Here is a 24,090-nt window from a genome sequence, read left to right as displayed (position 1 = left end):
AACACTTGAGGTAAGAAGAATCTTTTTTATCGAGTTGATTGGTACAGATGCTTCGTATCTACCATTGATATATTTTTGTAATTTATTATTTAATCATGTTTAGCATATTTCAAAGAATATCCCGCAGATTTAAGAAGATTTACGCAAATTTTTATTTTATTCTGCGTAAATCAGCGGCATCTGTGGGAAATACCTGAAGCATCTTGGTTACAGAAACGAAAAGACCTTAAAAAAGCAGTTAAGGAGTTTAAGAGATGGTGCAGACACAAGCTTTTGGCTTTAGTCTTTCCCCTTTAAGCTTTCTAATCTAAATCTCCAAAAACGTCGTCCAAAACCAACTCAAACCCGGGCAAAACAGATGAAGTGACTTTTTCACTTAAAGTAAATAGTTTGGATGGTTGAAATTTCCCCAAATCATTTAAGGTATAAATTAAGATGCTTTGGTCGCTCTGGCTTACCACCCAATATTCTTTAACCCCAAATTCTTCATAAACCTGATATTTATGCAATAATTCCATTTTGGTATTCCCCGGAGACAGGATCTCAACAATCAGATCTGGCGCACCTATACAACCGCGATAATCGAGTTTACTTTTATCGCAAATGACACAAATATCAGGCTGTAAAACAGTGTAAACATCTTTGTCTATTTTGCTGTCCTTTGGAAAACGAACATCAAAAGGAGCATTATAAACCTCGCAAGGTTTACCTTTTAAAAAATTAACTAATGAATTTGCAATTCTAATCGAAATTTTTTGATGCAGCCTTGATGGCGCAGGACTCATTTTAAAGATTTTACCTTTAATCAGCTCTACCCTGTCATCGAAAAGCCAATTCAGATAATTTGCATAACTGTAAGTTAATGATGCATCTATATCGTTGAATTCCCGTACAGGTTCATCATGTAATTCCGGATATGGTTTTATTTTACTCATAACGGCATTAATCTAAATCCTCAAAAACATCATCCAAAACCAACTCGAATCCCAGTAAAACAGATGAAGTGACTTTTTCACTCAAAGTAAATAATTTGGATGGTTGAAATTTCCCTGAATCGTTTAGCGTATAAATCAAGATGCTCTGGTCACTTTGGCTTACCACCCAATATTCTTTAACCCCAAATTCTTCATAAACCTGATATTTATGCAATAATTCCATTTTGGTATTTCCAGGCGACAGGATTTCGACAACCAGATCTGGCGCTCCTATACAGCCGCGATAATCGAGTTTACTTTTATCGCAAATGACACAAATATCTGGTTGTAATACAGTGTAAACATCTTTATCTGCCTTGCTTTCTTTTGGAAAACGCACGTCAAAAGGGGCAGAATAAACTTTGCAAGTTTGCTTTTTAAGAAAATTAATCAGCGGATTAAAGATATTTCTGGAAATTTCCTGATGCACTCTTGATGGCGCAGGGCTCATTTTAAAGATTTTACCTTTAATCAGCTCTACCCTATCATCGAAAAGCCAGTTCAGATAATTTGCATAACTGTATGTTAACGATGCATCAATATCATTGAATTCCCTTACTGGCTCATCATGTAACTCTGGATATGGTTTTATTTTACTCATGACAGCATTATTCCAAATCTTCAAAAACATCATCCAAAACCAACTCGAAACCTGGCAAAACAGATGAAGTTACTTTTTCACTTAAAGTAAATAATTTGGATGGTTGAAATTTCCCTGAATCGTTTAGCGTATAAATCAAGATGCTCTGGTCACTTTGGCTTACCACCCAATATTCTTTAACCCCAAATTCTTCATAAACCTGATATTTATGCAATAACTCTATTTTGGTATTTCCTGGAGATAAGACCTCTACAACCAGATCAGGTGCCCCAATACAACCACGGGCATCAATTTTGTTTCTATCGCAAATCACACAGATATCTGGCTGTAGAACCGTAAAAATAGCCTTATCACTATTGCTTTCTTTTGGAAAACGAACATCGAAAGGGGATATATAAACTTTACAAGGCTGTTTTTTCAAAAAATTCGCCAATTTAACAAATATGTTGCCAGTTATTTCCTGATGAACACTTGATGGCGCAGGACTCATCTTAAAGATTTTACCTTTAATCAGCTCTACCCGCTCAGGGAAAAGCCAGTTTAAATAATTTGCATAGCTATATGTTAATGATACATCAATCTCATTGAATTGCCTTACAGGCTCATCATCGTTTAAAATTGGATATAGAACAGGTTTAGACATAAATTAAATATACTAAATTTTATAGCAATCTGTTCTTTTAATTTTCAACATATCTTACTTATCGTTAAGACTTTAAGGTTTCATGTAATTTCTGAATAGCAATAGCATTTTATCATTAAGATTTTAAGAAATTTAAGCTTTAGGCAATCTTTTAAGGCATTAGAACTTCATTTTCTGAATCCTGACAGCATTCAAAATCGCCAGTAGCGCAACCCCTACATCAGCAAAAACAGCTTCCCACATCGTAGCTAAACCTCCGGCTCCTAAAATTAGAACCAATGCTTTTACTGCGAAAGCCAAAACGATATTCTGAATCACAACATTCTTCGTAGCTTTGCCAATTTTAATCGCTGTTGCAATTTTTGAGGGTTGATCGGTTTGGATAACCACATCGGCAGTTTCTATGGCTGCATCGCTTCCCATCGCCCCCATGGCTATCCCAATATCACTAATGGCCAAAACGGGCGTGTCATTTATACCATCACCAACAAAAGCAACAACTTTGGTTTTATCCTTTTTAATATCTTCCAGTTTGCTTACTTTATCTTCGGGCAGCAAATCGCCAAAGTAAGAATCGATTCTTAATTTGCCGGCAACCTGTTTCACGATGGAAGTTTTATCGCCACTTAACATGACCACTTGCTTCACTCCATTTTCATGAAGCTGCTGAATTGCATCTCCAGCGTCTTCTTTAATTTCGTCGGCGATTAGAACATAACCCACATATTTTTGATCAACAGCTAAAACGACAATGCTTTCTTCAATATCCTTTATTTTTGAATCAAAACCGATGTTAAATTTCTCTAAAAGTTTAATATTTCCTGCCAGAACCTCTTTGCCATTGATTGTTGCTTTCAAACCCATTCCTGCAACTTCCAATATATTCTCCACCGGATAAACATCCATATGATCTACATAGCTTACGATGGCTTTAGCAATAGGATGTGTGGATTTGGCTTCAACAGAAGTCAATAATTTTAAGAAATCATTTTCATCGATATTACTTTTTACTTTCTGAACTTTGAAAACACCTTTTGTAAGTGTTCCTGTTTTGTCCATTACAACTGTATTCAGTTTGGTAATTAAATCTAAAAAGTTTGACCCTTTAAATAGAATTCCATTTGCAGATGCTGCACCAATTCCACCAAAATAACCTAAAGGGATAGAAATAACCAACGCACACGGACAAGAGATTACCAGAAAAACCAATGAACGATATAGCCAGGTTTGAAAATGATAATCCTTTCCCAAAACCAAAAATGGAATGATGACTAAAGCTAAAGCCAAAAAGAATACGATTGGTGTATAAATTTTGGCAAATTTACGAATGAACAATTCGGTTTTAGCCTTACGGGTTGTGGCATTTTGTACCATTTCCAAAATACGGGATAAAGCACTATCAGCAAAAATTTTAGTTACTTTTATCTCAATTACCCTGTCCAAATTCAACATCCCAGCTAAAACATTCTCTCCTTTATTGATGGTTTTTGGCTTGCTTTCGCCCGTTAAAGCTGCAGTGTTGAAACTGCTTTTTTCAGATAACATTTCTCCATCTAAAGGTATTTTTTCGCCTGCTTTAATCTGAATGTTTTCGCCAACGGCTACTTTTTCAGGATTGATGGTTTCAAACCTCCCATTACGGAAAACATGAGCTACATTGGCCCTGATATCAAGCAAAGCTGAAATGTTCCTTTTAGCTCTGTTTACCGCAGCCATTTGAAAAAGTTCTCCAATGGTATAAAAAAGCATCACTGTTACGCCTTCAGGATATTCTCCAATAGCAAAGGCACCAATAGTGGCAATAGACATTAAAGAAAATTCGGTAAAAAAATCTTTGGCTTTAAAGGTTTCCCAAACTTCCTGCAAAACGGGAATCCCAACTGGCAAATAAGCCAATATATACCAATACGGCCTGATTATTTTAAATGCCTCCACCTTAAAAACATTATCGAAAGCAATGCCTGTTAACAGCATAACCAATGTAACTAATGCAGGTAAATAAGTCTTAAGAGATGATGGGTCGCCACCGTGATCATGGTCATGTTCATCTCCATCTTCGTGGGTATGTTTATGCTCTTGGGTATGCTGTTGCGCTTTACTACTGCAACAGCTATCTTCGATGTTGTGGGAATTGCTCATTATTTATTATTCTATACAACGTTATTCTAAGGCTTTGCGTTTAAGTTCAGTATATAAAAAAAGCTAAACTTTTTAATTAAACCCGACAGGAGCGAAAATACTTTTTATTTGCAGCAACCTTGAATATTCTGTGGTTAAAAAAGATGCAGCGTATGGCAGGATTTCAAAATCGGATGAAATACCAAACATTCATTTTTCAAATTCTTAAAACAAACCTAAATCAAATTTATGGAAAAAATACAGCTTTATTCTGAATCATTCTTAATAGTAAAAATTTTTACAACCACACAATAAATAATGTTAAAAAATGTTAATAGTGTATAAAGATTTAAAAATTATGAAATCTATCAAAACCCTATTTTCACCTGCAGAATTTATCAGACGATTAGGCCTGGCAAAAATCTACTACTGGTTCAACAAGTAATATTTCTAATATATTGTTTCAATATTAATTAGTATTTCATAAATTTCGCTGTAAAAACTAACTTATATAAGCGAATGAAATACCAAAATTTGAAAAGATATTTTGCGGCACTGGGTATAGTCGCTGCTGGCTTTTCTGCAAATGCGCAAACCACAAAAAAATTCATCGATCCTGCTAACATGGATTTATCTGTTAAGCCAGGAGATGATTTTTACACCTACGCAAGTGGTACCTGGGTAAAAAACAATCCTGTTCCTGCAAAAGAAACACGTTGGGGTTCATTTAATGAACTACGCGATTTTAACATTAATGCGGTAAAATTCCTTGTTGAAGATGCTGCCGCTGATAAATCTGCACCTGCGGGCTCCGTAAAACGTAGAGTTGGCGATTTTTTTGCCGCTGCAATGGATACTGTGACTATCGAAAAATTAGGCTATACTCCTATTAAAGCAGACTTAGAAAAGATTAAACAAATCAAAAACATTCAAGGTGTTTTAGATCATGTTGCATATATGCGGGTAAATGGCTTAGGGAGCGGTATGTTTGGCGTGGGCGTAGGCCAGGATCGTAAAAACGTTAATAAGTACATGGTAAACATTGGCCAGGGTGGCACAACTTTACCAGATCGTGATTATTATTTAAAAGATGATACGCGTAGTGTGAAAATTCGTGAGGCTTATAACACCTACATGACCACACTTTTTTCTTTAACCGGAAGTAGTGCCGAAGAAGCAAAACAAAAGGCTGCAACAGTTTTCAAAATAGAAAAACAATTTGCCGAGGCGCAAATGAGCCGTTTGGAAATGCGTGATCCTTATGCAACTTATAACAAACTTACCGTTGCAGAACTCAATGGCAAAACACCAGGAATTGACTGGACAACCTACTTACCAAAGTTTAAAATTAATAATCAGGATACTGTTTTAGTTTCTTCGCCGAAATTTATGACGAGTTTAGATGGCATGCTAAAATCAATTCCTGTTGCAGATTGGAAAACTTATTTAGAATGGAATATTTTAAAAAATTCGGCATCTAGCTTGAGTTCGCCATTTGTTAAAGCAAGTTTCGCTTTTACACAAGCACAAACAGGTCAAAAAGTTCAAACTCCTCGCTGGCAACGCATGTCATCATTAACTGATGGTACAATTGGAGAATTATTGGGTCAATTATATGTGGCAAAATACTTCAAACCTGAAGCAAAAGCGCGTATGGATACAATGATCATGAACCTGCGTAAAGCATTTGAAATCAGAATTAAAGGTTTGGAATGGATGAGTGATGAAACCAAGAAAAAAGCATTGGAAAAACTGGCGGCCTTTAAACCAAAAGTGGGTTATACCACCAAATGGGAAACATATACTGGTTTAGATATTAACAGAAATACTTATTTCCAAAATCTGCGTAACGCCAGTGTTTGGGGATACAATGAAAATATCAATAGATTAGGAAAACCTGTGGATCGCAATCGTTTTGGCATGACACCGCCAACGGTTAATGCATCTTACAGCCCTACCATGAACGAAATCACTTTCCCTGCAGGAATTCTGCAATTCCCTTTCTTTGATCCAAATGCTGATGATGCTGTAAATTATGGCGGTATAGGTGCCGTTATTGGTCACGAAATGAGCCATGGTTTTGATGACAGCGGTAGTCAGTATGATGCATCTGGTAACTTAAAAAACTGGTGGACAGCTGAAGATCGCAAAAAATTTGAGGAAAAGACTAAAGCCTTAGGCGAACAATTTGATGCTTATACCGTGTTGGATACTATCCATGTAATAGGAAAGCTAACCATGGGCGAAAACATTGGCGACCTTGGTGGTTTAAATGCAGCTTATACAGCTTTCAAAATGACAAAACAAGGCCAAAGTAACGAGAAAATTGACGGTTTTACACCAGATCAACGTTTCTTCCTGGCCTGGGCACAGGTTTGGAGGGGTAACATTTTACCAGAAAGTGCTGCTCAGTTAATTAAAACAGATCCACATTCTCCTGGTCCGTACCGTACAATTGGTGCACCAGTAAACATGGATGCCTGGTACGATGCATTTGATGTAAAACCTGGTGATAAATTATACAAAAAACCTGAAGACAGGATTAGAATGTGGTAATTTTAAGATAGATGGTTTTAAAAATTGAAGAGGAAAGGCTTTTCACTTAAAACCACATTTTTTATCTCTGGAGGAGTACCATACCAATTATATAAGCGCCCCGATTTTTAGGGGCGCTTTATTTTTGAACAAGCAATCCGAGAGGTTATCAAAAATAAAATCGTTAATTTAAAAATTCTTAATTATCATTCTATCTTTGAAAAACATAAGCTTCTTTTTCATGAAACGCATAATCAGATTATTCCTAATTTTAAGTTTAACGCTAACATCCTTTGCCGGTGTTGCGCAAAACAAATTAATAAGCCTTGATACGTTAATTAATAAAACAGATCCTGCCTGGCCTTTAGTTAAAAAATGGATTGATTCTGCAAAAAACAAGGTTGAAATTTTACCTGTTGATTCTGCAAAAGCTAAAGAAACTTTATTTAATGCACAGGTTTCTACTTATGCAACACTTGGTTCAGTAATTTATAATACTGGCGGAATTATGGTTGATAACGGATGGATTAGAATTTTAGGCTCCGGAAGTGAAAAATTGAATAGAAATGTTGCTGGTTGGAACAAGGGCAAAACCATTGAAAATTATGGAGATAAAGTCCCCTATCTTTTAATTGCCGATGATGCTGTCGGAGGTTTTTTTGCTATAAATTATGGCGGTTTGGGAGAAGATATCAAAAATGTTTACTACCTGGAGCCAAATAGTTTAACATGGCAACCACTCGGAGCAGGTTACGGGGAATTTTTAATTTTTTGTTTTGATAGCGACCTTTCCAAATTTTACAAAGGCCTACGCTGGAGTACATGGAATCAGTTTATCGCTGGTTTAGATGGCACCAAAACTTATAGCTTCCGCCCCTATTTATGGGAGGAGGGAACCAATATCGAAAAATGTAGTAGAAAGCTTGTAGGAATTGAAGAAATGTACAAGTTCAATATCATGAAATCAAAAGAGTTAAGTGTTGCTGCCGAGGCAAAAAAGGAAAAGCCTAAACAATAGCAGTCGTCACTGGTTAAGAACCACTTTATTATAAATAATCTGATTTGCGGCAAACCTAAGCATACTTCGCCTGGATTTTCTTTGGTAATTTAGCTAAAACCATTGCCCTTGAATCTGCCACTCTGCTTTTTAATTCTTTATCATTTAAAACATCAAGGCTAGCAATCTGAATCCACTGGCGCTTTGCCATGTGATATGCTTGTGCAATCCCATCTCTTGCTGTTAGTGCGTCAAAATCATCGGGGTTACATTTTATTGAGAAACTGCTTCCTTCATCAATGGCGATGATTACATAGATTTTTTCTTCTATCATAAAACATAAGTGATCCCATTTCATGCCCTCCGTTGTTCCCGGCAGGCTTAAACAATATTCTCTGAATGATTCAATATCCATAATAATGAGCCGAAATGTTAAAGCTGAAGAACCAAAGGTAATAACTGAAAGACTAAAGAACAAGATAAAAGACTAACGTTACGGCCGTAAAGCCCTTAATTATTATATCTACAAAAGATGATCGCTTAAAATGATACTGAAATATGATCTCACAGATTCTGGTTTATGTTTGCTTTATCCTGGAAATCCAACAATCTTATTAATCCTATATCTATCTTCGCACCTTTATCGTGAAAATCCTTTAATCCTATAATCTTGGCTTATCTTTGCACCTTTATCGTGAAAATCCTTTAACCTTGGTTTATGAATATTATTACCCAAACTGCTGATGGCTCCAATACACTTTATAATGAAACCATTGGAGAACATTATCATAGCAAACACGGCGCATTACAGGAAAGTAAACATGTTTTTATTGATGCGGGATTAAAATTTGCAACAGCTGGGAAATCTGAAATATCAGTATTGGAAGTTGGTTTTGGAACAGGATTAAATTTTATTCTGAGTTTTGAATATTGTGTTGCGAACAATATCAAATTAAATTATACCAGTATTGAAGCTTTCCCATTAACTACAGACGTGATTAATCAAACAGGTTATTCAGCTTATGTTTCATCAGAAATTTGGAATGATTTCACAAAAAACTATGAAAATGCTTTAAAATCGAAACAAACTTTATCCCCTTTTTGCAAACTCGAAATTCCGCATACTACTTTAATTGATTTCGATACAGAAGAAAGATTCGATATTATTTATTATGATGCTTTTTCTGTTCAACATCAACCTGAAATGTGGAGCGATGAAATGATTGCGCATGCCTGCAATTTTTTAAGCCCTGAAGGAATTTTTGTTACCTACGCCATTACAGGAAAACTAAAACGTGCTTTAAAAGCAAATGGATTTGTTATCGAAAAGTTGCCAGGCGCGCCAGGAAAAAGAGAGATGTTGAGGGCAGTTAAAGCAAAGGGTTAAATGGTAAAAGCCAGTTTTTTACAAAGACTTCCAAATGATTTTAACTGCCACCTTTTACATTCATAGGCATGACTGCAAATTCACAAGAAAATTTTGACACAATTTAGACTGCCCGTAAAAACCTCAGCAGTACATTTTTGTTTGAATAACATTAACATTCATATCATGGAGAAAAGAATCTTAGGAAAAACAGACTTAAATATTGCGCCCATTGTATTTGGAGGAAATGTTTTTGGTTGGACAATTGATGAACAAAAATCATTTGAAATATTAAATCAGTTTGTAGAAAGTGGTTTCAATTTTATTGACACTGCTGATGTTTATTCGCGTTGGGTTCCCGGAAATAAAGGAGGCGAATCGGAAACGATCATTGGCAACTGGCTGAAAAAGAATAACAAGCGTCAGGAGGTTATTATTGCAACTAAAGTTGGTTCTGACATGGGGCAAGGAAAATCGCTGAGAAAAGATTATATCATTAACGAAGTTGAACATTCACTTTCCCGTTTACAAACTGATTATATCGATTTATATTTTTCTCATTACGATGACGAGAATACTCCGGTTGAAGAAACATTAAATGCCTATGAAACCTTAATTAAAGCGGGGAAAATACGCTGGATTGGTGCTTCAAATTTTTCTGCTGATAGACTAAAAGAATCATTGGTCTTCGCTAACGAACACAATTTGCCTCGTTATGAAGTGTATCAGCCTGGTTATAATCTTTATGACCGCGAACAATTCGAACAAGAGTATGAGAAAATTTGCCTGGATTATGGTTTGGGCGTAGTGACCTATTATTCGCTGGCCAGCGGGTTTTTAACAGGAAAATACCGTAGCGAAGATGATCTAAATAAAAGTCAACGTGGAGGCGGAGTTAAAAAATATTTAAATGAACGTGGTTTCAGGATTTTAGATGCACTTGATAGTGTTGCCGACAAGTATGGCGTTGAGCAGGCGTCAGTGGCATTGGCCTGGTTAATTTATCATCCATCAATTACGGCCCCAATCGCTAGTGTTACCGATTTAAGCCAGTTGAAATCATTTACCGATGCAGCTCATTTGAAATTAACACCAGAAGATATTTCACTTTTAGATAAAGCGAGCATCTATTAGAAAATAATCTGCTATATTTAAATGCCCGATTAATATAACAATTACTCGGGCATTTTCTATTAAACAGATTTAAATACCATGAAAGAAAAACTTACTTTCCTCCCTAAGCTGGCACTTGTACTTTTCTGTTTAATTAGCTTAACCTACATTGCCATTTTAGGGCAATCGCTATTGGCTCCTCTGCTCTTTTCTTTTTTAATGGGAATTTTATTATTGCCCGTTGCTAATTTTTTAGAGCGACGATTAAAATTTAAAAGAAGCTTATCTACCATTGTTTCAGTGATACTCATGATTTCGGTAATTGGTGGCATTATATATTTCTTCGGAAACCAGTTGAGTGCACTATGGGCAGACTGGCCCCTATTGAAAGAGAAAGCGGATGTGTCTTATCACGAATTACAGCACTGGATTTCGAAAACCTTTCACGTGAATACAGAAAAACAATTGGCTTACCTGAACGACAGTACAGAAAAAGCCTTAGCCACTAGTGCAGCCATTGTAGCTACCACCCTTGCAACCTTATCTTCTACCCTTTTATTTCTGGGTTTCACACTATTATTTACGTTCTTTATTTTAAATTATAGAAGAATCTTATTTACCTTTTTAACTTCAGTTTTTAAAGAAGAACATAAAGAAAAAGTAACTGAAATTGTTAGTCAGATTCAATACATTATTAAAAAATACATTATTGGCCTGTTTTTGCAGATGTTTATCGTTACCGTTTTAATGATCACGGTGCTCAGTTTACTTGGTGTTAAATATGCTGTTTTATTAGGCTTGGTAGCGGGTATATTTAATGTTGTTCCCTATTTAGGGATATTCTTTGCCCTATTAATCAGCTGTTTAATTACTTTCGCTACGGCTGGAGCGGGCAAAGTGCTTTTGGTATTGATAGCATTTGTTGCTGTACATGCTGTAGACGGAAATATTTTAATGCCTTTGGTGGTCGGTTCGAAAGTAAAAATCAATGCTTTATTCGCATTTATTGGTATAGTAGTTGGCGAAATGATTTGGGGCATATCGGGCATGTTTTTATGTATTCCTTATCTGGCTATGCTGAAAATCATTTTCGATCGGATTGATTATCTTAAGCCCTGGGGCATTTTAATGGGCGAAGAACATAAACCCCTGAAAAAGAAACGGGTTTACCACATTACAAAAAAGATTAAATTAGAGGAAAAAGATTAGCATATACTTCATCCAAATCATGAAACCCTTATTTGTGTTATTAATAACTTTTGTTTTGCTGGTTGCCTTTAACAAATACACCGATGCAGATAAAAGTCATATTTTTGCTGGAAACATAGCCATGAGCGTAATGCTGCTTTTTACAGCCATTGGCCACTTTAAATTTAAAACCTCTATGGCGGCGATGGTTCCGCTTTTTATTCCTAAAAAAGTTGAGATTATATTATTAACAGGGATATTAGAAATTCTCTTTGCGATTGGGTTGGGCGTTGAACATACCCGTTATTATACTGGTATAACTTTAATTGTTTTCTTTATTGCCATCTTGCCCGCAAATATTTATGCCGCAAAACATCGCATTAATTATGAAGATCTTCACAAACCAGGCCCAGGACTAAAATATTTGTGGTTCAGGGTTCCCTTTCAATTTTTTTTAATAGCGTGGGTTTGGTATTTTAGCATCCGATAAGCAGCTTCACTGCAAAAAAGAGAAAAACATAAAACGACCAACAGCAAAAAATCTAAATTAAGATCTTTGTGACTTATTTTTAAAATTGACCATCCATGCCAAACAATCCGATTCCAGTGAGTGCCAACAATCCTGCTGATGCTTTTACTCGTTTATTAACGGTTTTAGATACCTTACGCACACAATGTCCCTGGGATAAAAAACAAACCATGGAAACGTTGCGCCATTTAACTATTGAAGAAACTTATGAGTTAAGCGATGCCATTTTAGAAGGCGATTTAAAAGAAATTAAAAAAGAATTGGGCGATGTGATGATGCACCTTGTTTTCTATGCAAGAATTGCATCAGAAACAAATGATTTTGACATTGTTGATGTTTTAAACGGCGTTTGCGATAAACTGGTTAACCGCCATCCACATATTTACGGAGATACTGAAGTACAAAATGAGGAAGATGTAAAACGAAACTGGGAGCAGATAAAATTAAAAGAGGGAAATAAATCGGTTTTAGCTGGTGTTCCATCCTCCTTGCCTGCTTTGGTTAAAGCATCCAGAATACAGGAAAAAGCCAGAGGAGTGGGTTTTGATTGGGAAGATAAAAATCAGGTTTGGGAAAAGGTTGAGGAAGAGTTACAGGAATTTAAAACTGAGTTTAATGTGAGTGATAACACTACTATTGATATTGAGAAAGCCGAATCTGAGTTTGGGGATGTTCTTTTTTCACTGATTAATTATGCTCGTTTCATCAATATTAATCCTGAAAATGCGCTGGAAAAAACCAATAAAAAATTCATTAAACGTTTCCAGTATTTAGAGAATAAAGCTAAAGAAAATGGTAGGGCTTTGGCTGAAATGACACTGGCAGAAATGGATATTTACTGGAACGAGGCTAAGAAATTGTAGAACATGGATTCAGAAAACAATTACAATCAACAACCTAAAAACCTAATAAACATTATCACTTTCAATGTTAGGGCAGCGCAAGCAATTGATGCCGGCATTGTTCCATGGGTAAATATTGGCAAAGCAAACGAAGAAATTTTAAACCTCATTGATGCCGACGAAATCGTAATTTCTGAACATGAGATTACCGTTTCCATAGATTATCCGTTAACCAATGCAACATCTTTTCATCTGTTCTCATCCATCGGGTTTTCTAGAAAATTGCTGTTAATCGAAATCAGAGAGAAGTTTTTAGAAATCTCCAGAATAGAATCGGTCGATATATTATCATTAGATTTAGTTGCATTAGATGTTTACAAAACCAATTCTGGTAAAATAGAAATCACTTTAGATATAGATTTTTAGTAGAACTTCCCATCAACATAATACCATTTGCCATTTTCGAACCTGAAATTAGATTTTTCATGCAAAACCTCAACCTGGAATTTCTGATTCAGATAAAAAGCCTTAAACTCTACCACATCGTAACCAGCGGAAACAATTTCCAGTTTAACCCATTTGGTATTTTTAGCACTTTTCAAATAAGCATCTTTCGAATTGCCCTTTCGCTTGCTTAAATGAGTGGTTTCATAAAGGTAATCTGCATCAGCCACTACAAAAGCCGAAAATCTCGAACGCATCAGCGCTTCAGCAGTTGGCGCAGTTTTTATATTTAGATGGTATGGCTGACAACAATTTAAGTATAATAAACCGCTTCCGCAGGGGCAATTGATCGTATTCATTTCTTTATTTAAAAAGCAAAATTATGATTTAATATTCCTGATGTTAAAATTTCCGTAAAATTGTACTTGAAAAACATGAGATATTTCTTCCACATCGCCTACCAGGGGCAACATTATAACGGATGGCAAAAGCAACCCGGTGCAATAAGCGTACAAGAAGTAATTGAAAAAGCACTTTTACAAATTTTTAAATTGCAAATTCCCATTATTGGTTGTGGGCGAACTGATGCTTACGTACATGCCAGCCAGTTTTTCTTCCATGCAGATATTGAACAAGATTTTAATTTTGATCTTCTGTATAGATTAAACAAAGCCTTACCTCAAAATATAGCAGTTTTCGATATGATTAAAATGGAGGGATTACCGCATGCTCGTTTTGATGCGGTTCAACGTCAATATGATTATTTTATTCACACTTACAAAGATCCTTTTTTAGCCAACCAGAGTTCGTTTTATTTAGAACCTAATCTCAATCTGGTCAATATGAAAAAGGCTGTAAATCTATTGCCAAAATATAAAGACTATCGTGCTTTTTGTACTCAGCCCAATAAATATGAACATACAATTTGCAATGTGATGGAGGCTGATTTATTGGTTAACTCCAAAGGCGATAGAATTCGTTTTCACATTGCCAGTAATCGCTTTTTAAGCAAAATGATCAGGATTTTGATGGGGAAAATCATCAAGGTTGGTAAAGGTAATTTAAGTGTGAATGAATTTGAAAATCTCCTCATCAGTTTGGAAACCCCAAACACATTGAATCCTGCACACCCAACAGGATTGTATCTTTCTAAAGTTACCTATCCTTATTTAAATCTCGAACCCAGAACGGAATTCCTTACTGCAACGCAAGGAACGGATTGGATTTCGGTTTAGTTGTAGCATTTTTTACAAGATTTTCGTTTTATGTTTAAAATCTAAACAAAATGAAAAATCATTTGCTTATCCTGATTATGCTATTCACATTTACTGCTGGTTGCAAAAAACCATCTAAAGATGCAATAATCAGTAATGGAAATTATTCTGGCATATTTAAAGTTAACGTTCCTGATGTATCTACACCAAAAACCTACCTCATTTTTATATCTTTTGAAAATGGTAAATTTAACATCGTCCCCGATCTCACCAGAAAACCAATCGGAGGCTCTGGAACTTATTCTATAAATGGAAATATTGCCAGTTTTGTCGATAAAAATTTCTGGACCGCTGACTTTGACTGGAATTTAATTCTATCTGGCGAATATACCATAGAAATAAATGGAGATAATTTAACATTAACCAAAAGGTTTGAACCAGATTTAGACCCCAAAGCTTCACAATCATTATATACAAGCAATAGTTATCAATATACCCTCCAAAGAGACAACTGAAATTTGCCACCTAAAATGATTCTCAACAAAAAACCTCTTCAAGTCTAAACTAGAAGAGGTTTTCGTATTTTCAAGTCCCCGTTAGGGGATTTAGGGATTAAGCATCAATCTTAGCATATTTTGCATTGCGTTCGATAAACTCTCTGCGTGGGGCAACTTCATCTCCCATCAACATAGAGAAAGTGTGATCGCACTCCGCAGCACTTTCAATGGTAGCTTGCAATAAAGTACGTGTGGCAGGATTTAAAGTAGTATCCCAAAGTTGTTCAGCGTTCATTTCACCTAAACCTTTATAACGTTGAATATGCACACTATCTTCTTTACCGGCACCTTTCAAACGTTGTACAGCAGCATCGCGTTGTACATCATTCCAGCAATATTCAAATTCTTTACCTTTTTTAACCTGGTAAAGCGGTGGCGATGCAATATAAACATAACCAGCCTCGATTAATGCCCTCATGTAACGGTAGAAAAATGTTAAAATCAAAGTGGTAATGTGCGAACCGTCGATATCAGCATCCGTCATGATTACGATTTTGTGATAACGCAATTTAGTTAAGTTCAAGGCCTTATCATCTTCTGGCGTACCAATGCTCACACCAATAGCCGTGAACATATTTTTAATCTCATCATTCTCGTAGATTTTGTGCTCCATCGCCTTTTCCACATTCAGAATCTTACCTTTTAAAGGTAAAATAGCTTGAATATTTCTATCGCGACCTTGTTTAGCGGTACCACCCGCCGAGTCACCCTCTACTAAGTAAATTTCACATCTTTCAGGATCGCTGTCAGAACAATCGGCAAGTTTACCTGGCAAACCAGAACCACCCATTACACTCTTACGTTGAACCATTTCGCGGGCTTTACGAGCCGCAGCACGAGCCGTGGCCGCTAAGATTACCTTGTTGATGATCATCTTAGCTTCTCTTGGATTTTCCTCGAGGTAAATACCTAAAGCTTCTCCTACTGCTACATCAACAGCACCCATTACCTCACTGTTACCCAGTTTGGTTTTTGTTTGTCCCTCAAATTGCGGCTCCTGTACTTTTACCGAAACAACTGCTGTTAAACCTTCTCTAAAGTCATCACCAGTGATTTCCATTTTAAGATTTTTCAACAAGCCTGATTTATCAGCATAAGCTTTTAAAGTACGTGTTAAACCTCTACGGAAACCAGCTATGTGTGTACCACCTTCATGGGTGTTAATGTTGTTTACGTATGAGTGAACGTTTTCCGAATAACTGTCGTTATACTGGAAAGCCAACTCAACAGGAATACCATTTTTGATGCCTTCAATATAAACTGGCTCAGGCAGGAAAGATGCTCTTGTTCCATCTAAAAACTTAACAAACTCTCTTAAACCTCCTTCAGAGTGGAACACTTCTGATAAGAATGAACCATCTTCTAAGGTTTCACGCTCATCAGTCAATGTTAAAGTAATCCCTTTATTCAGGAAAGCCAATTCGCGTAAACGACCAGCTAAAGTATCGTATTTGTATTCAGTTGTTTGTGTAAAAATTGTCGCATCAGGACTAAAAGTTACAATCGTACCACGTTTATCAGTTTCGCCAACTTCTTTAACATCGTACAAAGGTTTACCGATATTGTATTCCTGTATCCATATTTTACCTTCACGATGCACCTCAGCTTTTAAATGAGTAGATAATGCGTTAACACAACTTACCCCAACCCCGTGTAAACCACCAGAAACCTTATAGGTATCTTTATCGAATTTACCACCGGCGTGCAGAACCGTCATTACGATTTCAAGCGCCGATTTATTTTCTTTTTTATTAATCCCGGTCGGAATACCACGACCGTTATCTTCTACCCTAATCGAGTTTCCTTCTAAAATTCTAACGTCGATTGTATCAGCGTGACCTGCTAAAGCCTCATCTATGGAGTTATCTACAACCTCGTAAACCAAGTGGTGTAAACCTTTTACACCCGTATCACCTATATACATTGAAGGGCGCTTACGCACCGCTTCTAAACCTTCTAAAACCTGTATATTATCTGCCGAATAATTTGACTTTAAATCCTGTTCTTCGCTCATATTTTAATTAAAACAATAAGTATCAAAAATACGGAAATTTTGGCACTTAAACTAATATGTGGATAAGTTTTAGGTTGTTAAAAGATCAGTGATAAAACGCTTTCCTGCTAGTTTAAATAAGGATTTGAAAAGTAATTCTGCATTTATATTCGGTGTCAATTATGCTTTTATTGCAGATTTTAAAATCTTTTCATTTCTGCCGCATATAAATATCAATGATCAACAACTATTAACGCCTATAATCATCAACCTTTCCTATGGAACGTTACCGCCAAATTTACATTTTGGCTACCCAGGAAACGTCCTTACAGGACGTTTGATTTTCCATAAAACCATAAATTCAATGGCTACCCCAGGAAACGTCTTTACAGTTTGATTTTCCATAAAACCATAAAATTCAATGGCTACCCCAGGAAACGTCCTTACAGGACGGTTGATTTTCCATAAAACCATAAATTCAATGGCTACCCAGGAAACGTCCTTACAGACGGTTGATTTTCCATAAAACCTAAATTCAATGGCTACCCAGGAAACGTCCTTACAGGACGGTTGATTTTCCATAAAACCATAAATTCAATGGCTACCCAGGAAACGTACTTACAGCGTTTGATTTTCCATAAAACCATAAAATTCAATGGCTTTCTATCGGAGAACGATAAATAAAATCATCCAAACCACGCCTAAATCATTCTAAGCCACACCTTATCCTAACTATTGTACAAAAATTTTTCAGGTCGAGTTTTGTCGTTGTTTCCACCCAATGTCATTACTGGCGATAAAATCACCAATTTAATGTATCCTCGTTACAAACGAGGACGATAGATAAAATCATCCAAACCACGCCTAAATCATTCTAAGCCACACCTTATCTAACCTATTGTACAAAAATTTTTCAGGTCGAGTTTTGTTGCTGTTTCCACCCAATGTCATTACCGGCGATAAAATCACCAATTTAATGTATCTTCGTTACAAACGATGAAGATAGATAAAATCATCTAAATCATTCCAAGCCACACCTTATCCTAACCTATGTACAAAAATTTCTCAGGTCGAGTTGTGGTTGTTTCCGCCCAATGTCATTACTGGCGATAAAATCGCCAATTTCATGTATCCTCGTTACAAACGAGGACGATATGGATCAAAAGAAAAACCTTAACATCCATCTGTTAAAAACCAGGAAAAATCATTCCAAATCACGTCCCATCGGGACGTTTCCTGGGTAGAAAAAAGATGTTTTTCGTAACGTTCCGTAGGAACGTTTGATGTAATTTGCACCCTGCAACCGTAAATTTTAAGACAAGCCGAGCCACCTAAACCCGATAAAAGCGAACACGTAGCGGCAGCCCTTGTGGCTGATGAGCGAAGTAAAGCGATTAGCGGGAACAAACACAAAAATGAAATGCTGCAATTGCTTTCCAATCATTTCAATAGCAATCCATATTCATTAACTCGCTGTATGAACAACTCTTAATTGCATATAAAAACTAATTTATATAAGTTTGCTAAAATTTATTAAACAATAATGGAAAGAAGAACCTTTAAAACCTTTGGTTTATTTGCAACAGCTGCACTAATCACGGCTTTTTCTGCATGTCAAAACAAAGAAGCTAAAACAACTGAAACTAAAAAAACAGACAGCACTACAGCAGCAGTAGCTCCGAGTGAGAAAATTGTATATGTTAACTCTGATTCGTTACTAACAAAATACGAGTACTTCAAAGATCTTAAAGTTAAATTTGAAGGTAAAACCAAAAATGCTCAGGCTGATATGCAGGCTAAAGGCCAGGCTTTCCAAAGAGAATTGGCACAGTACCAACAAGCAGCACAAACACTATCTGCCGATCAACGTAAAACGACTGAAGAACGTTTACAACGCAAACAACAGGAGTTACAAGCCTATCAGCAAAATGCTGGCGCTGCTTTGCAAAATGAACAAGCTACTGAAAATGAAAAGCTGTATGATAAGGTGGCCAACTACTTAAAAGGCTATGCTAAAGAAAAAGGTTATAAAATGGTTTTAACTTATTCTAAAGGTAATAGTGCAATCTTATTTGCTGACGAGAGCTTAGATGTAACTTCAGAGGTAATTAAAGGATTAAACGCTGAATACAGCAAAAAATAATTTAATACAACAAAATAAATAAGAGATGCCTCGAGTAATCGGGGCATTTTTTTTGCTTGATTTTTATAAATGGATAATAACGAACAACATAAAGATTTTATGCGAATGGCCATTGAGCTATCTGTACAGAATGTTACCGAAAGCATTGGCGGGCCATTTGGTGCTGTAATTGTTAAAGATGGCAAACTCATTGCTAAATCGGCGAACAAGGTTACTTCAACCAACGATCCAACGGCACATGCTGAGGTTTCTGCGATTCGACTGGCTTGTCAGGAATTGAACACCTTCGATTTGAGTGGTTGTGTGGTTTATACCAGCTGCGAACCTTGCCCGATGTGTTTAGGTGCAATTTATTGGTCGCGTATTGAAACCATTTATTACGCCAACACAAAAGCAGATGCAGAGCATATAGGTTTTAGCGATAAGTTTATTTATGATGAGTTGGATAAACCTATGGATAAAAGAACGCTGCCCGTAGTTCAATTGATGAGAGATGAGGCCCTGGAAGCTTTTAAACTATGGGAAAAATCGGCCATGAGGATAGATTATTAACTGCTGATGAAACAAATCATGGCAAGTAAGCGTCTGAATACTAAATACGGCTTATGACTTACGAACAGAAAATTAAGAGCGAAATGGATTTTTGGAGGTTTAAGATCTTACAAAAACCATCGCTTTTGAGCAAAATGACGGATAAGGTTCAAAAGAAAATCAACAGCTATATTCCAGATAAAGTTCACAATGCTATTACGGTTGCTATTAAACAAATGGTTAAGGGCGTACTATTTGGTTCAACTTTTACCACATCGAAACCAGTTATCGATTTAACTTTAATGCATCGTGAAGCATTAATAAAGCAGAAGATAACGAATTATAAAAAAACTGGTGCCGCAGAAGGTGGAATAACTGGTGCTGGGGGATTTTTAATGAGTCTGGCCGATTTTCCATTATTACTGGGCATCAAAATGAAAATGCTTTTTGACATCGCAGCTGTTTATGGTTATGATGTCAAGGATTATCGGGAACGTTTATTTATTCTGCACATCTTCCAACTGGCTTTTTCCAGTAAAGAAGAAAGTAAAAATGTTTATTTGAAAATGCAGGATTGGGATAACAAAGCACATCAGCTTCCAACCAATATCGATGAATTTGACTGGCTTACTTTCCAGCAGCAATATCGGGATTATATTGACTTAGCCAAACTTGCTCAAATGCTGCCATTTGTTGGGGCAGCGGTTGGCGCAGTAGCAAATTACAAACTCATTGAAAAACTAGGAAAAACAGCCATGATGAGTTATCGGATGAGGTATTTTAGTCCTCAGTCCATAGTCTTGAGTCATGAGTCGACCAGCGATTTCCGATTGGAGAAAGGGAATTGATTTTTTTAGTCTCAATACTTTGTCATGAGTCGAACAGACTATAGACTTTGGGCTCAAAACTTAGGGCTAGCTACTCTTCATCATCAAACATTCCACTGATTAAATCATCAGTTTCTCTCCTGTCCTTTTTGGTAGGCCTGCCTGTACCCCGATCACGCTTTAAACTTGGCGCATGGAATACTGATTTAAAGGCATGTGTTTCTTCAACGGGTGTTAAATCTTTGTATTTGGTAAGTGCAGTTGGGGAATCTGTTCGGTTATAAGAAAACTCCACCACTTCAATAGTTTTCTTTTCAATACCTTTTGATACTTGATAAACATCGCCAATTTTTACAATTGCCGAAGGCTTAATGTTTTGACCATTCAGTTTCACACGGCCTGCCTTACAGGCGTCGGTAGCCAGACTTCGGGTTTTAAACAACCTGATAGCCCATAGGTATTTATCAATTCTGAGTTTTTCTGCTTCTGCCATAAAGTTCAAAAATAAGCAATTTGGTTAATTGTAACTACTGGTAACTACTGTTTAATTGTTTCAATTGGTTAATCGGTTAACTGTATGATGGTTCCAACTACGCAAAATCGTTTAATTGTTTCAACTGGTTAATCGGTTAACCGTACAATTAACCAGTTTAAACGATTTAAACAGTTAACCTTCTGCAAAAACGATTAACCTTCTCCATAAGCGATTTAAACAATTAACCCACTTCATACAAATTTTAAACAATTAACCCATTAATAAGCAAAAATTGATTTATTTTGCGTAAAATTTAAAAACATCATGTATTCAGATTTAAAGAAATTAATTGAAGCCGCTTGGGAAGACAGGACCCTTTTACAATACAGCAACTACTGCGAAGCCATTGAAACCGTTATTTTAGGATTAGATAAAGGAGAAATTCGTGTTGCTGAACCAGTTTTAAACTCTTGGGGCATTAATGAGTGGGTAAAGAAAGCCGTTATTTTATATTTCCCGATTCGCGATATGAAGGAAATTAAGAGTGGGCCGTTTGTTTATCACGATAAAATGGATTTAAAAACAGATTACAAAGCAACCGGTGTTCGTGTGGTACCAATGGCCAGTGCCCGCTACGGCTCATTCTTAGCTAAAGGGGTGATCATGATGCCATCTTATGTAAACATTGGCGCTTACGTTGATGAAGGTACCATGGTTGATACCTGGGCTACCGTAGGTTCTTGCGCACAAATCGGAAAACGTGTGCACTTAAGTGGTGGTGTTGGTATTGGAGGCGTTTTGGAACCCGTACAAGCTGCACCTGTAATCATTGAAGATGATGCATTTTTAGGTTCAAGAGCAATTGTTGTTGAAGGTGTTAAAGTTGAAAGAGAAGCTGTTCTTGGTGCTAATGTTGTATTAACGGCATCTACTAAAATTATCGATGTTACTGGTCCAACTCCTGTAGAATATAAAGGTGTTGTTCCTGCCCGTTCAGTAGTAATTCCTGGTAGTTATACCAAAAAATTCCCTGCTGGCGAATATCAGGTTCCGTGTGCTTTAATCATCGGTAAACGTAAAGAAAGTACAGATAAAAAAACTTCACTTAACGATGCGTTGAGAGAAAATAATGTAGCAGTATAATATGGCTTAAGGTATAAGGTTTAGGGTGTAAGGCAACATCCAAGCCTTAAACCTTTTACCTTAATTACACCACTATGAATATTGGATACGATGGCAAACGTGCAGCAAACAACTTAACTGGCTTAGGAAATTATAGCCGGTTTTTGATTGGGCATTTGGCTGATCAGTTCCCAGAAAATCAATATCTGGTTTATTCTCCGAAAATTAAATCGGCAAGACAGATTGATACTTTTTTTGAAAAGAAAAACATTGAGTTAAAACTGCCGCGAAACGGTAATTTTTTATGGCGGACTTTAAATATTCTTAAAGATTTAGCCCAGGATAATGTTCAGATTTTCCATGGTTTAAGCCATGAAATTCCTTTTGCCATTCAGCATACCCGAATAAAATCAATTGTAACCATTCATGATTTAATTTTTCTTCGTTTCCCTCAATATTATAAGTTTATTGACCGAAAATTATACGAATGGAAAAGTAAATCGGCTTGTAAAAGGGCAGATAAAATTATTGCCATTAGCGAAAAAACCAGGCAAGATATTATTGAACTTTATGGCGTAAATCCTGATAAAGTTGAAGTGATTTACCAAAGTTGCGATGATAGTTTTAAAACTCCACTGCCTGCAACAGCTTTAAAAAGAATCAGCCTTACTTATAAACTTCCTGAAAAATATATTTTGAATGTTGGAACAATTGAGGAACGTAAAAACCTCAAACTAATCGTTCAGGCACTTAAAAATGTAGATGAGGAATACAAATTGGTTGTGATTGGCAAACAAACATCGTATTTTAAGGAAGTTGAAAAAGAGATGGAGAAATTGGGATTAAGAAATCGTGTGATTTTCCTGAAAAACATTCCATTTGCTGATTTGCCAGGTATTTATCAAATGGCAAATTTATTTGTATACCCATCCTTTTATGAGGGTTTTGGCATTCCAGTTATCGAAGCTTTATATTGTAGAGTCCCAGTTATTGCCGCCACAGGTTCTTGCTTAGAGGAAGCTGGCGGAGCTAATAGTTTTTATATATCGCCTAATGATGCAAATGGCTTAGCTACAGCTATAAATAAAATTTTGTCTGATTCTTCTTTGCAAAAAGAGATGAAAGAAAAAGGGCTGGAATTTGTTCAAAAATTCAACAGCCCTTTAGTTACACAGCAATTAATGAATTGCTATCTGAATATTTTAAGTTAGCTATCTTGACGCAGTAACATTTGGAGGATATTGAGCCAGGATTTCTCTTACACCAGTATATAAACGTTCTTCCCGTTTGTTTAGGTTATCAAGATTAAAACCTGACCCTCTGCCATGCCAGAACAATATCTTTTTAGCAGGATCTAAGAAATCAATAATGATGGTACCTTCAATGTACTGGTTAACATAGCCTGGACCGCCACCCCAAAAAGGTGAACCCCAGCCGCCACGCCATCCCCAGCCAGCGCCCCAGCCCCAACCCCATCCACCATAGTAAGCGGGACCGTAAACATCAGTTTTTTCTCTGGCCACTACAACCAGGTTAACCAATAAATCGGGTTTATCAGATTTGGTAAAACCCTTGGCATTCATTTCAGCTTCAACGGCAGCCATGAGCCTTCGTTTATCTAAATTATTCAACCTTACCCTTGCGATACCTTTATCGTAAAAGTTATACGTTTTGTACCCGCTAAAATCTACGTTTTTATCGTAGTCGGATGCGGTCCGAAGACTCGAACATCCTGATAATGCTAATATTATCGTACATAGCATTAATAATGTTTTTACTGTTTTCATTTGTGTCGTTGTTTTTTATTTAAATAACCTGAAATAAATATAATGATTTTGTGCGTTAAAATATATCTTATGAATCAATTTTTACAATTGA

The 24,090-nt window shown here is 36.4% G+C and carries 25 protein-coding genes; 15 read left to right on the top strand and 10 right to left on the bottom strand.

Annotation, left to right across the window (positions count from 1 at the left end; all coding sequences use genetic code 11):
- Positions 1-302: 302 nt before the first annotated feature.
- From DU508_RS12955 to DU508_RS12940, 4 genes are all read right to left on the bottom strand, one after another.
- Positions 303-935, bottom strand: a complete 633-nt coding sequence (locus DU508_RS12955) for a Uma2 family endonuclease (RefSeq protein ID WP_115403209.1) — start codon at positions 933-935, stop codon at positions 303-305.
- Positions 936-942: 7 nt separating this feature from the next.
- Positions 943-1,575, bottom strand: coding sequence for a Uma2 family endonuclease (locus tag DU508_RS12950; RefSeq protein WP_115403354.1), 633 nt, complete (start codon positions 1,573-1,575; stop codon positions 943-945).
- A gap of 7 nt (positions 1,576-1,582) precedes the next feature.
- Positions 1,583-2,218: a Uma2 family endonuclease gene (locus tag DU508_RS12945; protein WP_115403208.1), complete on the bottom strand. Its 636-nt coding sequence runs from the start codon at positions 2,216-2,218 to the stop codon at positions 1,583-1,585.
- 159 nt (positions 2,219-2,377) lie between these two features.
- The gene (locus DU508_RS12940; RefSeq protein ID WP_199562704.1) at positions 2,378-4,357 is read right to left on the bottom strand and encodes a heavy metal translocating P-type ATPase; all 1,980 of its coding nucleotides are present in this window, start codon (positions 4,355-4,357) and stop codon (positions 2,378-2,380) included.
- A 498-nt stretch (positions 4,358-4,855) separates the two neighbouring features.
- On the opposite strand from DU508_RS12940, the gene DU508_RS12935 reads away from it, so the two are divergent.
- On the top strand, positions 4,856-6,892 hold the full coding sequence (locus DU508_RS12935) for a M13 family metallopeptidase (RefSeq protein WP_115403207.1): 2,037 nt from the start codon (positions 4,856-4,858) through the stop codon (positions 6,890-6,892).
- A gap of 220 nt (positions 6,893-7,112) precedes the next feature.
- Positions 7,113-7,889: a DUF2625 family protein gene (locus tag DU508_RS12930; protein ID WP_115403206.1), complete on the top strand. Its 777-nt coding sequence runs from the start codon at positions 7,113-7,115 to the stop codon at positions 7,887-7,889.
- A 55-nt stretch (positions 7,890-7,944) separates the two neighbouring features.
- On the opposite strand, the gene DU508_RS12925 is transcribed toward DU508_RS12930, so the two are convergent.
- Positions 7,945-8,283: an MmcQ/YjbR family DNA-binding protein gene (locus tag DU508_RS12925; protein WP_115403205.1), complete on the bottom strand. Its 339-nt coding sequence runs from the start codon at positions 8,281-8,283 to the stop codon at positions 7,945-7,947.
- Between the two features lie 303 nt (positions 8,284-8,586).
- Between DU508_RS12925 and mnmD the strand changes: the two genes are divergently transcribed.
- The 6 genes from mnmD to DU508_RS12895 all read left to right on the top strand — a co-directional run bounded on the left by mnmD (position 8,587) and on the right by DU508_RS12895 (position 13,332).
- Positions 8,587-9,255, top strand: coding sequence for a tRNA (5-methylaminomethyl-2-thiouridine)(34)-methyltransferase MnmD (gene mnmD, locus DU508_RS12920; protein ID WP_115403204.1), 669 nt, complete (start codon positions 8,587-8,589; stop codon positions 9,253-9,255).
- Positions 9,256-9,420: 165 nt separating this feature from the next.
- A complete protein-coding gene (locus DU508_RS12915; protein WP_115403203.1) occupies positions 9,421-10,368 on the top strand; it encodes an aldo/keto reductase in 948 nt (315 codons plus the stop codon).
- A 78-nt stretch (positions 10,369-10,446) separates the two neighbouring features.
- Positions 10,447-11,556: an AI-2E family transporter gene (locus DU508_RS12910; protein ID WP_115403202.1), complete on the top strand. Its 1,110-nt coding sequence runs from the start codon at positions 10,447-10,449 to the stop codon at positions 11,554-11,556.
- A gap of 19 nt (positions 11,557-11,575) precedes the next feature.
- Positions 11,576-12,025, top strand: coding sequence for a DoxX family protein (locus DU508_RS12905; protein WP_115403201.1), 450 nt, complete (start codon positions 11,576-11,578; stop codon positions 12,023-12,025).
- A 95-nt stretch (positions 12,026-12,120) separates the two neighbouring features.
- Positions 12,121-12,927 carry a nucleoside triphosphate pyrophosphohydrolase gene (mazG, locus tag DU508_RS12900; RefSeq protein WP_115403200.1) on the top strand — a complete coding sequence of 269 codons (807 nt, stop codon included), beginning with the start codon at positions 12,121-12,123 and terminating at the stop codon, positions 12,925-12,927.
- Between the two features lie 3 nt (positions 12,928-12,930).
- Positions 12,931-13,332 carry a hypothetical protein gene (locus DU508_RS12895; protein WP_115403199.1) on the top strand — a complete coding sequence of 134 codons (402 nt, stop codon included), beginning with the start codon at positions 12,931-12,933 and terminating at the stop codon, positions 13,330-13,332.
- Here DU508_RS12895 and DU508_RS12890 read toward each other — a convergent pair.
- Entirely contained in the window at positions 13,329-13,709 is a 381-nt protein-coding gene (locus DU508_RS12890) for a YchJ family protein (RefSeq protein ID WP_233509508.1), read from the bottom strand. The two genes, DU508_RS12895 and DU508_RS12890, sit on opposite strands and share 4 nt — an antisense overlap.
- Before the next feature lie 75 nt (positions 13,710-13,784).
- Between DU508_RS12890 and DU508_RS12885 the strand changes: the two genes are divergently transcribed.
- Together DU508_RS12885 and DU508_RS12880 are read left to right on the top strand one after the other, a co-directional pair.
- Positions 13,785-14,585 carry a tRNA pseudouridine synthase A gene (locus DU508_RS12885; protein ID WP_115403198.1) on the top strand — a complete coding sequence of 267 codons (801 nt, stop codon included), beginning with the start codon at positions 13,785-13,787 and terminating at the stop codon, positions 14,583-14,585.
- Between the two features lie 50 nt (positions 14,586-14,635).
- Positions 14,636-15,079, top strand: coding sequence for a hypothetical protein (locus tag DU508_RS12880; protein ID WP_115403197.1), 444 nt, complete (start codon positions 14,636-14,638; stop codon positions 15,077-15,079).
- A 97-nt stretch (positions 15,080-15,176) separates the two neighbouring features.
- Here the strand turns inward: DU508_RS12880 and gyrB are convergent, their stop codons facing one another.
- Both gyrB and DU508_RS12870 read right to left on the bottom strand, forming a co-directional pair.
- Entirely contained in the window at positions 15,177-17,135 is a 1,959-nt protein-coding gene (gene gyrB / locus DU508_RS12875) for a DNA topoisomerase (ATP-hydrolyzing) subunit B (protein ID WP_115403196.1), read from the bottom strand.
- 288 nt (positions 17,136-17,423) lie between these two features.
- Positions 17,424-17,696, bottom strand: a complete 273-nt coding sequence (locus tag DU508_RS12870) for a hypothetical protein (protein WP_115403195.1) — start codon at positions 17,694-17,696, stop codon at positions 17,424-17,426.
- Between the two features lie 961 nt (positions 17,697-18,657).
- On the opposite strand from DU508_RS12870, the gene DU508_RS12865 reads away from it, so the two are divergent.
- The 3 genes from DU508_RS12865 to DU508_RS12855 all read left to right on the top strand — a co-directional run bounded on the left by DU508_RS12865 (position 18,658) and on the right by DU508_RS12855 (position 20,636).
- The gene (locus DU508_RS12865) at positions 18,658-19,257 is read left to right on the top strand and encodes an OmpH family outer membrane protein (protein WP_115403194.1); all 600 of its coding nucleotides are present in this window, start codon (positions 18,658-18,660) and stop codon (positions 19,255-19,257) included.
- A 69-nt stretch (positions 19,258-19,326) separates the two neighbouring features.
- Positions 19,327-19,809 (top strand): nucleoside deaminase, encoded by a 483-nt coding sequence (locus tag DU508_RS12860; protein ID WP_115403193.1) that lies wholly within the window; start codon positions 19,327-19,329, stop codon positions 19,807-19,809.
- A 53-nt stretch (positions 19,810-19,862) separates the two neighbouring features.
- Complete coding sequence (locus DU508_RS12855) at positions 19,863-20,636, top strand: EcsC family protein (protein WP_115403192.1); 774 nt, start codon at positions 19,863-19,865, stop codon at positions 20,634-20,636.
- A gap of 70 nt (positions 20,637-20,706) precedes the next feature.
- On the opposite strand, the gene DU508_RS12850 is transcribed toward DU508_RS12855, so the two are convergent.
- Positions 20,707-21,108 carry an RNA-binding S4 domain-containing protein gene (locus DU508_RS12850; RefSeq protein ID WP_115403191.1) on the bottom strand — a complete coding sequence of 134 codons (402 nt, stop codon included), beginning with the start codon at positions 21,106-21,108 and terminating at the stop codon, positions 20,707-20,709.
- Between the two features lie 306 nt (positions 21,109-21,414).
- Between DU508_RS12850 and DU508_RS12845 the strand changes: the two genes are divergently transcribed.
- Positions 21,415-22,233 carry a 2,3,4,5-tetrahydropyridine-2,6-dicarboxylate N-succinyltransferase gene (locus DU508_RS12845; protein ID WP_199562703.1) on the top strand — a complete coding sequence of 273 codons (819 nt, stop codon included), beginning with the start codon at positions 21,415-21,417 and terminating at the stop codon, positions 22,231-22,233.
- Positions 22,234-22,307: 74 nt separating this feature from the next.
- Entirely contained in the window at positions 22,308-23,423 is a 1,116-nt protein-coding gene (locus tag DU508_RS12840) for a glycosyltransferase family 4 protein (RefSeq protein ID WP_115403189.1), read from the top strand.
- On the opposite strand, the gene DU508_RS12835 is transcribed toward DU508_RS12840, so the two are convergent.
- Positions 23,424-23,999, bottom strand: a complete 576-nt coding sequence (locus DU508_RS12835; RefSeq protein ID WP_115403188.1) for a DUF4136 domain-containing protein — start codon at positions 23,997-23,999, stop codon at positions 23,424-23,426.
- Positions 24,000-24,090: the final 91 nt, after the last annotated feature.

It is taken from the genome of Pedobacter chinensis (assembly GCF_003339865.1).
GTDB lineage: Bacteria > Bacteroidota > Bacteroidia > Sphingobacteriales > Sphingobacteriaceae > Pedobacter > Pedobacter chinensis.
The sequence above is the reverse complement of the archived record's forward strand: the minus strand, read 5'-3'. Positions and strand labels throughout refer to the sequence as shown.